14 protein-coding genes are annotated in these 13,987 nt (G+C 49.6%); 13 read left to right on the top strand and 1 reads right to left on the bottom strand.

Annotated features, from left to right (window positions below; translation table 11 throughout):
- The first annotated feature begins 18 nt into the window (after positions 1-18).
- From GGC63_RS13565 to GGC63_RS13520, 10 genes are all read left to right on the top strand, one after another.
- A complete protein-coding gene (locus GGC63_RS13565; RefSeq protein WP_192702772.1) occupies positions 19-1,326 on the top strand; it encodes an ABC transporter substrate-binding protein in 1,308 nt (435 codons plus the stop codon).
- 159 nt (positions 1,327-1,485) lie between these two features.
- A complete protein-coding gene (gene yidD / locus GGC63_RS13560; protein ID WP_192702771.1) occupies positions 1,486-1,791 on the top strand; it encodes a membrane protein insertion efficiency factor YidD in 306 nt (101 codons plus the stop codon).
- Between the two features lie 369 nt (positions 1,792-2,160).
- Positions 2,161-4,152: a methionine--tRNA ligase gene (metG, locus tag GGC63_RS13555; protein ID WP_192702770.1), complete on the top strand. Its 1,992-nt coding sequence runs from the start codon at positions 2,161-2,163 to the stop codon at positions 4,150-4,152.
- A gap of 64 nt (positions 4,153-4,216) precedes the next feature.
- Positions 4,217-5,290 (top strand): Gfo/Idh/MocA family protein, encoded by a 1,074-nt coding sequence (locus GGC63_RS13550; RefSeq protein WP_192702769.1) that lies wholly within the window; start codon positions 4,217-4,219, stop codon positions 5,288-5,290.
- A 120-nt stretch (positions 5,291-5,410) separates the two neighbouring features.
- Entirely contained in the window at positions 5,411-6,448 is a 1,038-nt protein-coding gene (locus tag GGC63_RS13545) for a DUF3231 family protein (protein WP_318781048.1), read from the top strand.
- A complete protein-coding gene (locus tag GGC63_RS13540; RefSeq protein WP_318781047.1) occupies positions 6,426-6,899 on the top strand; it encodes a hypothetical protein in 474 nt (157 codons plus the stop codon). The genes GGC63_RS13545 and GGC63_RS13540 overlap by 23 nt, the downstream gene beginning before the upstream one ends.
- Positions 6,900-7,081: 182 nt before the next feature.
- A complete protein-coding gene (locus GGC63_RS13535; protein ID WP_192702768.1) occupies positions 7,082-8,044 on the top strand; it encodes a metal ABC transporter substrate-binding protein in 963 nt (320 codons plus the stop codon).
- A 35-nt stretch (positions 8,045-8,079) separates the two neighbouring features.
- A complete protein-coding gene (locus GGC63_RS13530) occupies positions 8,080-8,859 on the top strand; it encodes a metal ABC transporter ATP-binding protein (RefSeq protein ID WP_192702767.1) in 780 nt (259 codons plus the stop codon).
- A gap of 39 nt (positions 8,860-8,898) precedes the next feature.
- Entirely contained in the window at positions 8,899-9,702 is an 804-nt protein-coding gene (locus tag GGC63_RS13525) for a metal ABC transporter permease (RefSeq protein WP_192702766.1), read from the top strand.
- A gap of 81 nt (positions 9,703-9,783) precedes the next feature.
- Positions 9,784-10,491 (top strand): cytochrome c biogenesis CcdA family protein, encoded by a 708-nt coding sequence (locus tag GGC63_RS13520; RefSeq protein WP_225948176.1) that lies wholly within the window; start codon positions 9,784-9,786, stop codon positions 10,489-10,491.
- Here GGC63_RS13520 and splB read toward each other — a convergent pair.
- Positions 10,488-11,549 carry a spore photoproduct lyase gene (gene splB, locus GGC63_RS13515; protein ID WP_192702765.1) on the bottom strand — a complete coding sequence of 354 codons (1,062 nt, stop codon included), beginning with the start codon at positions 11,547-11,549 and terminating at the stop codon, positions 10,488-10,490. The genes GGC63_RS13520 and splB overlap by 4 nt on opposite strands.
- Positions 11,550-11,777: 228 nt before the next feature.
- Here splB and mntR point away from each other — a divergent pair, with 228 nt between their 5' ends.
- The 3 genes from mntR to yqeH all read left to right on the top strand — a co-directional run bounded on the left by mntR (position 11,778) and on the right by yqeH (position 13,971).
- A complete protein-coding gene (gene mntR, locus GGC63_RS13510) occupies positions 11,778-12,200 on the top strand; it encodes a transcriptional regulator MntR (RefSeq protein WP_079910603.1) in 423 nt (140 codons plus the stop codon).
- Positions 12,201-12,338: 138 nt separating this feature from the next.
- On the top strand, positions 12,339-12,836 hold the full coding sequence (locus GGC63_RS13505) for a YqeG family HAD IIIA-type phosphatase (RefSeq protein WP_079910602.1): 498 nt from the start codon (positions 12,339-12,341) through the stop codon (positions 12,834-12,836).
- A gap of 13 nt (positions 12,837-12,849) precedes the next feature.
- Entirely contained in the window at positions 12,850-13,971 is a 1,122-nt protein-coding gene (yqeH, locus tag GGC63_RS13500) for a ribosome biogenesis GTPase YqeH (RefSeq protein ID WP_192702764.1), read from the top strand.
- Positions 13,972-13,987 lie beyond the last annotated feature (16 nt).

The following is a 13,987-nucleotide window of genomic DNA, read 5'->3' as shown; positions in this document are numbered from 1 at the left end:
AATAAGGGGGAGTGCACGATGAAAAGAAAACGTTTACATAAATTTAGTACAGCGGCTTATATAGCCATGGCTCTAACTCTAGTTGTAACCGCTTGCAGCTCCGGATCTAACCCAGCGGCAACAACCTCCAAGGAAGAGACACCCGCCGTGAAGAACAGCCAGGAGCCCGTTGAGCTTGTTGTTTATAATGCTTCCAATTCGACGGCAACGGCTGAAGCGTTCATGGATAGCGATATCGGGAAGGAGATTAAAGCCAAATTTCCGCAGGTCACGATCAAATTCATCGCAACGGGGAAAGGAACGACGCCTAACGAGCTGATCGTATCCGGCCAACCGGTCGACTTGATCGTATGCTCCATCTTCTCATTCCCGTCGCTTGCCGATACCCAGCTGCTGTACGATATGAGCGAGCTGATAAAGAAGAACAACTACGATCTGAATCGCTTGGGACCGAATACGGTTGAGTTTCAGAAGCAGTTCGGCGGCGGGATATACGGCTTTCCTGTCGCAAGCGCACCTACAGCTCTTTTTTATAATAAGGATATTTTCGATAAATTCGGGGTTCCGTATCCAAAGGAGGGCATGACCTGGGATGAGACGTACGAGCTGGCCAAAAAGATGACCCGAACCGACGCGGGAACCAATTATTACGGCTTTGCTACCCGCTATCCTTTCATGTATAACACGAACCAGCTGTCGCTCTCTTACTACAACCCGACAACGCAAAGCGTGCAGGTTACGGATGACAAGTTCAGGCTGTTTATAGAAAATTTCACGAGGTTCAGTCAAATTCCAGGCAACGAGAAGGCGAATACGGACATGTTCGGCAAAGAGAAGAACGTCGCGATGATGGCCTACCAGATCGGCCGATGGGACTTTGACAGCTGGGATATGGTCAGTATGCCAACGTTTAGGGAAGCGCCGGGGATCGGTCCGCAGGATTACGCAACCTATATGAACATAGCGAGTACAAGCAAGAATAAGGATCTTGCCTTTGAGATATTGAAGGCATTGACGTCCGACGAGTATCAAATGAAAATATCCAAAGCCGGCACCCTGCCTGTCGTTACGACGCCGGAGGTTATCAAGGCGTTCGGTCAATCGGCCGATGGATCTAATGGAAGAAATTTTAAAGGGAAACATGTCGGAGCCTTCTTCGCCAAAGAAAGAGCCAAGCCTTCCTTCGTGACCAAGTATGACGATATCGTCGCCAAGCGGATGACGACCGCATTTAACGCCATTGTGTCCGGGGAGAAAGACTCCATCAGCGCGCTGCGCGAGGCTCAGGAAGGTGCGTCCAAGGACATTGCTTCTATGAAAAAGTAGCGTATATTGACGGCGTCTTCAGTCCAGTGCGGTCACCTTGACGCAGAAAGGATGATCGGGCATGATACTCTTAAAGACTTTGCCGACATCTGAAGGAGCATATTCTGGTCCGTGTTTGGATGGCGAATAGAGTCTGCTAACGATCGGGAGGCGCTTCTCATGAAAAAACTGCTTCAGGGCGGAGTCCGCTTTTATCGCAAATTCATTTCACCCTTGAAGCCGCCGACATGCCGCTTCTACCCTACTTGCTCCCAGTATGCGCTCGAAGCTCTGGAAATCCACGGTGCCGCGAAGGGAAGCTGGCTTGCGGTCAAACGGATTTGCAAATGTCATCCGTTTCATCCCGGAGGGATAGATTATGTTCCTCCTGCCCGGAAGCAGGAGGCTGATGCTGCGGCGGAGAGCGGCCCGGCTAGTCAAGCGGAGGACCGACGTTTAGAAACCGGGACGAAGCGGCAGCAATAATACGTAAGCCCTCACTTGACACGGGTCTTCTTTATCGCTATATTTGCCTTAACCCTATATTTGTATATAGCCTATGAACGGATAAGTAGCTTGCGGATGTCACACAGAGAGCCGGGTTGGCTGAGAGCCGGTTGACGGAAGCAGGGGAAGATGGTCCGGGAGGTAATGATGGTGAGCGTGGTGCGTCGTAAGCCGTAAGCCATCGTCGTAGTTCCGGCGTTAACGGAAGGTCGCATATGACTACTGAGCCTTGCTGGCAGCCAATCTGTTAGCGGGGGAAGTTGGGTGGTACCGCGTGAGCACAAGCTCTCGTCCCAAGCTGGACAGGGCTTTTTTTGTTTTCCAAAAAGAATCAAAGGAGCGATTACAATGCCAGAACAGAACAAAACGTTTTACATTACGACCCCGATTTATTATCCGAGCGATAAACTTCATATCGGGCATGCCTACACGACTGTGGCCGGCGATGCCATGTCGCGTTACAAGCGGCTGCGCGGTTATGACGTGATGTACCTGACAGGTACGGATGAGCACGGTCAAAAGATTGAGCGCAAGGCGCAGGAGAAGGGCGTTACACCCCAGCAATTTGTCGACGGCATCGTTGCCGGGATCAAAGAGCTGTGGAGCAAGCTCGACATCTCTTACGACGATTTTATCCGCACGACGGAACCGCGGCACAAGCTTTCCGTTGAGAACATTTTCGCCCGCCTGATCGAGCAGGACGATATTTATCTAGGGACCTACGAAGGCTGGTATTGTACGCCTTGCGAGTCCTTCTTCCTGGAAAACAAGCTGGTTAACGGTAACTGTCCGGACTGCGGACGTCCTGTAGAACTCATCAAGGAAGAAAGCTATTTCTTCCGCATGAGCAAATACGCTGACCGCCTGCTGAAATATTACGAGGAAAACCCTGACTTCATCCAGCCGGAATCGCGTAAAAACGAGATGATCAACAACTTCATCAAACCAGGTCTTGAAGACCTGGCGGTATCCCGCACGACATTTGATTGGGGCATTAAGGTGCCGAAGGATCCGAAGCATGTCATCTATGTCTGGATCGACGCGCTATCCAACTATATTACGGCGCTTGGTTACGGCAGCGAGGACGACAGCAAATACAAGAAATATTGGCCTGCCGACGTGCATCTGGTCGGAAAGGAAATCGTCCGCTTCCATACGATTTATTGGCCTATTATGCTGATGGCTTTGGATCTACCTTTGCCTACAAAGGTATTCGGACACGGCTGGCTCTTAATGAAGGACGGTAAGATGTCTAAATCCAAAGGCAACGTCGTAGACCCGGTAACGCTGATCGACCGTTACGGTCTGGATGCGCTTCGCTACTACTTGCTTCGTGAGGTTCCGTTCGGTTCCGACGGTACGTTCACACCGGAAAGCTTCGTGGAACGGATCAACTTCGATCTGGCGAACGATTTGGGTAACCTGCTCAGCCGGACGGTCGTCATGATCGACAAATACTTTGGCGGCACCGTACCGGAATATATCGAGAACGCAACGGAATTTGACGCAGCGCTTCTCGATACGATTCGTTCGACCGCCCGCAAGGTAGAGGAAGCTATGGAAAACATGGAGTTTTCCGTTGCTCTGGGCGCGATCTGGCAGATGGTCAGCCGGACGAACAAATATATTGATGAGACCCAGCCATGGGCGCTGGTGAAGGATGAAAGCAAGCGCTCGACGCTCGGCTCCGTGCTCTATTGCTTGGCGGAATCGCTTCGCATCGCATCGGTGTTGCTGCAGCCGTTCCTGACGCAGACCCCGCGGAAAATGTGGCAGCAGCTCGGCATCCAGGAAGGTCCGCTGACGGCTTGGGATACGATTCACCAATTCGGATCTCTCCCGAGCGGTACCCGCGTAGAGAAAGGGGAAGTGATGTTCCCTCGTCTGGAGGTAGACAAAGAGGTGTCCTACATTGTTCAAGCTATGGGTGGCGGAGCTGAAGCGGCGCCTGCATCGGTGAAGACGGAGGAGAAGCCGGCAAAAGCAGCCGAGAAGAAAGAAGCTGTTGAAGGTGTTCAGGAAATCTCGATCGACGACTTCTTCAAGGTCGAGCTTCGCGTCGCGGAAGTCATCGCCGCTGAGCCGGTCAAAGGGGCAGACAAGCTGCTGAAGCTTCAGTTGGATCTGGGGACCGAGCAGCGTCAGGTTGTATCGGGTATCGCCAAATTTTATACACCGGAGCAAATGGTCGGCCGTAAGGTCATCTGCGTAACGAACCTGAAGCCGGTGAAATTGCGGGGCGAATTGTCGCAAGGCATGATTCTGGCAGCATCCCATGGAGATCAATTAACTTTAGCTGCAATTTCTGATGCACTTCCTAACGGATCTGTGGTAAAATGAGGATTGTTCACGTTAACAATGAACTATGAATAATTCATGACTCTTACCAGGAGGCCTAACCATTATGCAAACCAAAGACGGAATGAATTACGCGCCGCAAGGCAAACCGAATCCGGTTGTAGCTAAGGGAGAATTTGCATTCGCCGCAATCGCACTGGATCACGGCCACATATATGGCATGTGCAACGGCTTGATCGAAGCGGGAGCCGATCTTGTTGCCGTGTATGACCCCGATCCTGCCAAGGTGGAAGCATTTATCAAGAAATTTCCGCAAGCCAAAGCAGCTTCTTCCGAGGCTGAAATTTTGAACGATCCATCCATCAAGCTGATCGCCGGCGCTGCTGTGCCTTCGGAACGCGCCGCGCTAGGTCTTCGCGCTATGGATCACGGAAAAGACTACTTCACGGATAAAACGCCTTTCACCACCTTGGAGCAGATTGAACAAGCTAAAGCCAAGGTGAAGGCAACCGGCAAAAAGTACATGGTTTACTACAGTGAACGTCTTCACGTAGAGAGTGCTGTCTTTGCAGGTCAATTGATCGAGCAGGGTGCTATCGGCCGCGTAGTCCAGGTTATCGGCTTTGGTCCTCATCGCTTGAATGCGCCGTCCAGACCGGAATGGTTCTTCCAGCATGAAAAATATGGCGGCATCTTGTGCGATATCGGCAGCCATCAAATCGAGCAGTTCCTGTTCTTCACTGGTGCGAAGGATGCGAAGGTGCTTCACAGTAAAGTTGCCAATTATAACAACAAGGATTATCCTGAGCTTGAAGATTTCGGCGACGCTACCCTGGTTGCCGATAACGGCGCGACCAACTACTTCCGTGTCGACTGGTTGACTCCGGATGGCCTTGGCACTTGGGGCGACGGACGTATGACGATCCTGGGTACGGAGGGATATATTGAAATCCGTAAATACATCGACATCGCCCGTGATCCGAAAGGCGACCATCTGTATTTGGTTAACCAGGAAGGCGAGAAGCACTATTCGCTGAAAGGCCAAGTAGGCTATCCGTTCTTTGGCCAGCTGATCCTGGACTGCATTAACCGTACGGAGAATGCAATGACCCAGGAGCACGCCTTCAAAGCGGCGGAGCTGTGCATCAAGGCGCAAATGCAAGCCGTGCGCGTAGAGTAGTGAACGAATGGAAGTCCCCATCCTCCCGATTTTTCGGGTATGGGGGCTTTTTTGTCTTTCATCTGAATAAATAAAACGCCACAATGGTATCTTAAAGAAAAAAAAGGTGGCTAGCTTCTTATGATGAAAACCGAACTCGAGAACACAAGCGTTAAGCAAGGAGATCTGTCTGATAAGTTGACTTCTGCTGAGATTGGTAAATTGTGGGTGACCTTTTCGGGGAATAGTATGGCTCGATGCGTGCTGCGCTATTTTCTTCAGCATGTGGATGACACAGAAATCCGACACGTTCTGGAGGAGGCGCTACAATTAGCTAATCGGTTCGCGCAAACCGTCACAGATATCTTTACTAAGGAACAGCATCCGATGCCTGTCGGCTTTACCGAAGATGACGTCAATTTGGGGGCGCCCCGGTTGTTTGCAGATGAGTTCTACTTGCATTACTTGAAGTATACCGGCAAAGCGGGGATCAACATTTACGGGATCGCCGTGCCGTTGATGAGCCGTCCGGACATACGGGAATTTTTTACCGACTGCCTTGTGACGACGATTAAATTGATGAACGACGTCAATGATTTGCTGTACGCGAAAGGCTTTTTGATCAAATCTCCGTATCTTCCCGTCCCCAAAAAAATCGATATCGTGAAAAAGCAGGGGTATTTGAACGGGTTCTTCGGAGATGTCCGTCCGCTCAATGCGTTGGAAATTACTCATCTCTATGATAACGTTCAGAACAATGCGGTCAGCAGAGCCGTATTGGTTGGCTTCTGTCAATCGGCAAGGCTCGATCAGACACGGGATTATTTCCGAAGAGGGAAGGAGATCGCTTCCAAGCAATTCGATATTTTAAGCAAAATGCTGCTTAAAGAAGATTTGCCGTCTCACACCCTCCTGGACCATTTGGTTACGGATTCCACAGTGTCGCCGTTTTCCGATAAATTGATGGTTTCCCATAAACTTGATATGTTTTCAATGCGAGTCCGGACATACGGCAATGCTCTAGCCTTCGGCAGCAGACATGACGTGGCGGCCACTTACGCGAGGTTTATAGCGGAGGTGGGCAATTACGCGGAAGACGGAGCCAATATTTTGATCGATTTAGGCTGGATGGAACAACCTCCGCAAGCGGCGGATCGTGACGCATTATCTGCACATTAAGGCCATGGCCAAAGCGTCACGCGTTGAGGCGATATTATGGAGCATCGCTCTCCCGGGATTCGGTCAGCTTCTTAACGGCAAATATATCAAGGGTATTTTGCTCATCGTTTTGGAGTTTTTCATTAACCTGAAGTCCAACTTGAATATGATCATCATCTCCAGTTTCCACGGGGATATCCAGGCAACGATCGACCAGACGAATTACCATTGGTTCATGTTCTACCCTTGTGTCTATATGTTCGGAATTTGGGACGCTTATAAGGATGCTGGGGGAGGCACGAAGCCGTACGCGGTAGTGCCCTTTACCTTCGGGGCTTTTTTCGGGACGATCGGGGTTGTTTATTCAAGTGACTTCTTAGGGGCGATTTGGCTTGGAATATTCGGGCTATGTGTCGGCTTCTTGATCGGCATGGGCCTCCGCTTGATTCTTGTACAACAAACAAACCTGTAGTTATACGAGCAGGCTGCCGCGGCAGTCTGCTTTTTCATTGATGCAATGAATCGGCAAATGCTGTTAATGAACCCCGTTAATCGTAAATATTATTAACTGTTGACATGGGCGGGGGCCGGACGTATAATCGTTAACGACTAATAAAAAAGTTTACGATTTACATTTCAGGGGGAGCGTTTTCCATGTCGTTACGCAAGAAAAGTGTTATGATTCCTTTTTTGCTTACATTGCTGATTTCAGTCGTTCTCGCAGGCTGCGGCAAGTCGCAGGCGACGCTGGTCAACGGTAAGGTGAATGTCGTAGCCAGCTTTTATCCGTTATATGATTTTGCGAAAAAAATAGGCGGTGACCATGTCAATGCCATCAACCTGGTACCCGCAGGCGTAGAGCCTCACGATTGGTCGCCAAAAAGCCGGGACATGCAGAACTTGTCCAAGGCTCAGATGTTTGTATATCTTGGAGCAGGATTCGAGGGCTGGGTTCAGGACACGCTGGACAGCTTGCCTAAGGATTCCAAAGTTTCCGTAGTAGAAGCCAGCAAAGGGATTCAGCTGATCGCTTCAACCGAAGATGACCATGCAGAGCAGGGCAAGAAAGAAGATCACGATCACAAACACGATGCTCATTACGATCCTCATGTTTGGCTGAGCCCGGTTAATGCGAAAATCATGGCCCAGAACATCAAGGACCAGCTGGTAAAGGTCGATCCTGCCAACCAAGCGGACTACGAGGCTAACTTCAAGAAGCTCGCAGACAATCTCGATCAGCTTCATAACAAATATAAAGACGCGCTGGCCAAAGCATCGAAGAAAGATATCGTTGTCACACACCAGTCCTTCGCATATTTGGCGAATGAGTACGGCTTGACGCAAAAGGCGATCATGGGTTTATCTCCAGACTCCGAGCCGACCTCCAAGGACTTGAAAGAAATTAACGAATTTATTCGCGCGAACAACATTAAATACATTTTCTTCGAGGAGCTTGTCTCCGACCGGTTGGCCAAGACATTAGCGAAAGATGCCAAAGTAGAGACAATGGTGCTGAATCCGATAGAGGGCTTGACGGAAGAGCAGCTGAAATCCGGAGCGGACTATATTTCGCTGATGGAAGCCAATTTGAATAATTTAATAAAAGCATTACAATAGAAGTAGGAACCTGCACAAAAGAAGGAGCTTACGCTATGAAGCCAGTGAATGCAGGATGTCATCAGAGCATTGTCTCGATGGATGACGTCTTTTTTTTCTACGAAAATAAAAAGGTGATTGAAAACCTCAGTTTTACCGTCCTCGAGCGCGATTTTATCGGTTTGATCGGATCGAACGGAGCTGGGAAAACCACTTTGCTCAAAATGATAGTGGGATTGTTGAAGCCGACGCAAGGCGAAATCCGGTTGTTCGGGGAGCCTCTCTCCACCTTTCGGGATTGGGAGAGAATCGGATATGTGCCGCAGAAAAATGCGTTCAATCCGCTGTTCCCGGCCACCGTGCGCGAGGTCGTCCTTTCCGGCTTGTACGGGAAAAAGAAAATGTTCCGCCGCTTGACCAAAGAGGATTACCAGAAATGCGAGGATGCGCTGTACGTCATGCGGATTGAGGATTTGGCCGACCGGCGTATCGGCCAGCTGTCAGGAGGACAGCAGCAGCGTGTGTTTTTGGCGCGGGCGCTGATCAACAATCCGGAGCTTCTTATCCTAGACGAGCCTACAGTGGGGATTGATGCGGAGACGCAGGCCGGCTTTTTCAAAATGATCCGTCACATGCATGAGCATCACCATATTACGTTTATTATGGTATCCCACGATATGGATATGGTACAATCTTATATTGGTAAGGAGCCGATTCAAAAAAACGGCTCGCTTTCATTCTATGTAAAGCATACTCACGAGCCCGAAAATTGCAAGGAGACGAATTTGACTCATTCCATCCAGCAGCTAAGGGAACAAATTGAGGTATTATCGTAAGAAAGACATGCACGGAAGCTGAAGCTAGGAGAGAAACAGGTGGATATTTTTACGGAATATTTTTTTCAACGCGCTTTGTTGGGCGGTCTGCTCATCGGACTTGCGGCCCCTATGATGGGAGTCTTTCTGGTGCTGAGAAGGCTCTCGATGATCGGAGACACCCTTGCGCACGTATCTATAGCAGGGATTGCTCTGGGCTTCCTGATCAATGTATATCCGATCGGCGTAGGGCTTTTATTCGCTGTACTAGCATCCTTCGCGATCGAATGGCTCCGCAAGGCCTATAAGACTTATGCGGAGCTTTCCATTGCTATTATCATGTCCGGCGGCGTTGCTTTGGCTACCCTGTTGTTCACATTGGGGAAGGGCTTTAATATCAACGTCATGAGTTACTTTTTCGGGAGCATTTATACTTTGGACTCGATGGATTTATGGGTCGTTCTAGGGGTAACGGTTATCGTAGTAGCTGTCATTTTGGCAAACTACAAGGAGCTGTTCCTGATGTTCTTTGATGAGGACGCTGCAGGAGTCAGCGGTTTGCCGCTTCGCTTCTATAACATGATGATTACCATATTGACGGCACTGGTCATAACGGTGGCTATCAAGATCGTCGGCGCGCTTCTTGTATCCTCGTTATTGACGATACCGGTCGCCTGCAGCCTGCTTGTAGCCAAGAGCTTTCGCAACTCGCTGTTCTGGTCCGTGCTGTTCTCAGAGATTGCCGTGGTCGGCGGCCTGGTTGCCGCAGGGATCTGGAGCACGGCGCCAGGCGCCACTGTCGTCCTGTGCCTTATTGTACTACTGATTATCAGTATGTTCATCAAGCGCGGCTTTCGTATGTAAGTACGATTCCGCGAAGGCTTTTCTAATGGATGTCTTGTAGAAAGGACCTAGTACATAGAAAGCCGTAAGAAAGGAGTCATCATGGAAGTTAATATATGGATCGCGCTATGGGCTGGCGTGGCATCGTTTATATCGCCCTGCTGTTTACCCTTGTATCCATCTTATTTGTCCTACATAACCGGAATCTCCGTCAGCCAGCTGAGGGAAGGCTCGAATGTCGGCGTCCGCAAGAGAACCGTTCTTCACACCCTATGCTTTATTGTGGGCTTCTCCATTATCTTTTACAGCCTCGGCTGGGGTGCCGGACTCGTATCCAATCTATTCATCGATTATAAAGATCTGCTTCGTCAGATTGCAGCGATTTTAATTTTTGCGATGGGATTGTTTTTGGTAGGGATATTTCAGCCGCAATGGCTGATGAAGGAACGCAAGCTGCAGTGGAAGTTTAAGCCTGCGGGGTATTTGGGCTCCGTCCTGATCGGCATGGGCTTTGCAGCAGGCTGGAGTCCCTGTATCGGTCCGATCCTGTCGGCTATTTTGGCTTTGGCTGCGACCAGTCCGGATTCGTGGCTGCCATTAATTACGGCATATTCCTTGGGCTTTGCCATACCGTTTTTTATCCTTGCCTTTTTCATCGGCAGCACCAAATGGATTCTTCGGTACTCCTCAAAGATTATGAAGATAGGCGGGGGCCTGATGATTGTCATGGCCGTTCTGTTATATACGGATCAGATGACCCGGATCACGATCTGGCTGAACTCCATTACCCCCGATTATCTGAAATTTTAAGTGAAATAGTCGATGCTGGACTTAGGGAATTTCTCGAAAATTTGTTCGGTTATAAACTCACGAAGCGCCGTTGCCTGTTCATCAGGATATACATATTTGCCTTGGCCCCAGCGGCCCCATTTATATTTGCGCTTCGTTTCGTCTAGCTCCAGCTTCGTCTTCGGGTATCTTTGCTGAATGACGGTCTTGGCTGTTTTGGTGAAGCGGTGCTGAATAAGCTCAAAGGTCAAATCAGAGGCAGCTTCTTCGGGAAGCGCCTCTTTTAATTTTTCCAGAAGCTCCCGGTACCCGTCCTCCCAGCCCTCATGCCATATGATAGGAGCGATAATGAATCCCAAAGGATATCCCGCTTTGGCCACTTTCCCTGCCGCGGTAATCCGCTCGTAGAAGCTGGAGGTTGCAGGCTCGAAGTTTTTGATGACATAATCGGCGTTGACGCTGAAGCGGAATCGGGTATGCTTATTATGCTTGGCATCCAGCAGCGGCTCTACATGATGGAATTTGGTCACAAAACGCAGCCGTCCGAGCGGCTCTTTCCCCATAAACTCAATAAGCTCCTTCAAAGAACCGCTTATGTGCTCCAAACCGACCGGATCCGATGTACACGCGGCCTCGAACCGGGTGATCTCCGGAGCCCGTTCTTCAATATATTGCTTGGCTACTTTCAATATATCATCGGTATTGACATACACTCGAATATAGGGCTTTGCTCCAAGTGTCGTTTGCAGGTAGCAGTAATGGCAATGTGCCATGCACCCCGTCGCTATCGGGATTGCATATTCGGCCGAGGGCTTGGATGTATCGAACTTTAATGTCTTGCGGATTCCGACAACGAGCGTTCGTTTGGCTATGCGGTACTTCTCCAGATCGCTGTCTCCGGGCAGATTCGTTATCCGGTTGTGGGAAGTTGTCATTCGGATCGGCAGCCCCTGCTGCTTGGCCCATTCCATAATTTTCTGGCCTTTCGGATATTGCAATGCGTCCGGCTCAAAATATACAAGCTCCGGGACGAACACCTCGGTCTGCCGAAGAGGGGGCGTTAACGTTTCTAATGTCATACCAGTTCTCCTTTTCAGGTGGCATAGATCGGTTTCATTTTCCAACCTTAACTTGCTTCGGGCATCCGGCTGTGATATAGTAAAAGGCGCTTATAATGACCATAGTTTGAACCTGAACGTTGACGCTCACTCGTGGGAAATAACAGAATCGATGAGCGCTTTTTGCAATGGTGACCCATCTTTACCGGGCTGCATACGTATGGTTTAAGAGGTACGGGAGGAAAGCAAATGGCTACACCAAGTATGGAGGACTATCTGGAGAGGATCTACAAGCTGATCGACGAGAAGGGATATGCTCGTGTGTCCGATATCGCCGAAGGCCTGGAAGTGCATCCTTCTTCCGTTACGAAAATGATCCAGAAATTGGATAAAGACAATTATTTGGTTTATGAAAAATACCGCGGTCTCGTATTGACTTCCAAGGGCCAGAAGATGGGAAAACGACTTGTCGACCGGCATCAATTGCTCGAAGAGTTTTTAACGTTAATCGGCGTTTCGGAGGATACCATTTATAAAGATGTAGAGGGTATTGAACATCACTTGAGCTGGGATTCCATCACATGTATCGAGACGCTAATTGAATATTTCAGAAAAGACCCTTCTCGTAAGGAAGAGCTGATGAAGCTGAAACAGGAAATGGACGAATCGTAAAAGCGGGCATCCGACGAATAGAATCGGGTGCTTTTTTTGTTCAGGAAATGATGGCAGGACAGCCGTTAATCTTTTTGCAACAAAAAGGTCAATTATGGTATAGTTTGCGTATATATGCTTGTTTTGAGGTGAATATGGTTGCTGAAGAAGCTGGTTCCACGGTTACAAGTGAATACCATTTACGATATTGATCTGCAGAAATTATGGAATGAAGGCAAACGCGGCATCATAACAGATCTGGACAACACGCTGGTCGGAGCCAAGGCGCCGCTGGCAACGCCTGAGTTAATCGACTGGCTGAAGGTAGTTGGACAAATCGGCTTTCAAGTTGTCATTGTATCCAACAACAATAAGCTGCGCGTAAGCAAATTTGCCGAGCCGTTATCGCTGCCTTTTATTTATCGGGCCAAGAAACCGACCAGAGCTGCATTTCATAAAGCCATGCATCTCATGAAGCTCGGGCCGGAGGAAACGGTCGTGATCGGGGATCAAATGATGACCGATGTTCTTGGCGGGAACCGGATGGGCTTGTATACGATCTTGGTATTGCCGATCGAACGGCGGGATGAAGGCTTGTTTACCAAAGTGGTCAACCGTTCGTTGGAAAAGGCCGCTTTAACCTGGATGAGAAAGTAGGTACACACAGAAGATGACAGAATTGCATTTGGAACAAGAAGCCTGTGCAGGCTGCGGAGTAAAGCTTCAAACCGAGAGTGCCGATAAGCTGGGGTACGTCCCGGACCAGGCGCTAAAGCGCACGCCGGTCATATGCCAGCGCTGCTTCCGGATCAAGCACTATAACGATATGGCAGGGATTACGCTCAATCAGGACGATTTCTTGAAGCTTCTGGGCCACGTTGGAAGCACGAAATCCCTGGTCGTCAATATCGTCGATATATTTGATTTCGAAGGGACGCTGATCAGCGGACTTCCCCGTTTTATAGGAAACAATCCTGTAGTGCTAGTCGTGAACAAAATCGACCTGCTGCCGAAGGTGACGAATTTCAATAGAATTGTCAACTGGGTCCAGCGGCAGGCCAAGGAGTTTGGACTTAAGGTTGTTGACGTCGTGCTATGCTCGGCTAAGCAGAATATGGGATTTGACCGGGTTATCGAGTCGTTGGACAAGCATCGCGACGGACGCGATATTTATGTCGTCGGGGCGACCAATGTCGGCAAATCGACGCTGATCAACCGGCTCATCCGCGACTACAGCGACCTTGACGCCGAGCTTACGACTTCCCAATATCCGGGAACCACGCTCGACTTGGTGAAAATTCCGCTGGATGATGGCACGTTCATTATTGATACCCCAGGGATTGTTTATTCGCATCGCCTGACGGAGCTGGTCGGCAAGAAGGATTTGCAGAAGCTTATGCCGGAGAAGCCGGTCAAGCCTTTGGTCTTTCAGTTGAACGAGGGGCAGACGATCTTTTTTGGCGGCTATGTCCGGTTTGATTTCGTTCAGGGGCAGCGTCAATCGTTCACCTTCTATGTCTCTAACGTGCTATCGCCGCACCGTACCAAGCTGGAGCGCGCCGATGAGCTGTATGAGGAACATAAGGGAGAGCTCTTGGCTCCGCCTAGCCTCGAAGAGCTGGAATTACTGCCGAAGCTGTCCAAGCATCCTGTAAGGATTGCCAAAGGGAAACATTATGATGTTTCGATTTCCGGGCTGGGATGGGTGAAAGTGAACAGCGACGTTGGGGCCGATCTTATGATTCATGTGCCCAAGGGCGTTAAAGTAGCCGTACGCGAGTCGATGATATAATCTGGGGGACGGGGAG

The sequence above is a fragment of the Paenibacillus sp. OAS669 genome (genome assembly GCF_014873645.1).
Classification (GTDB): Bacteria; Bacillota; Bacilli; order Paenibacillales; family NBRC-103111; genus Paenibacillus_S; species Paenibacillus_S vulneris.
The sequence above is the reverse complement of the archived record's forward strand: the minus strand, read 5'-3'. Positions and strand labels throughout refer to the sequence as shown.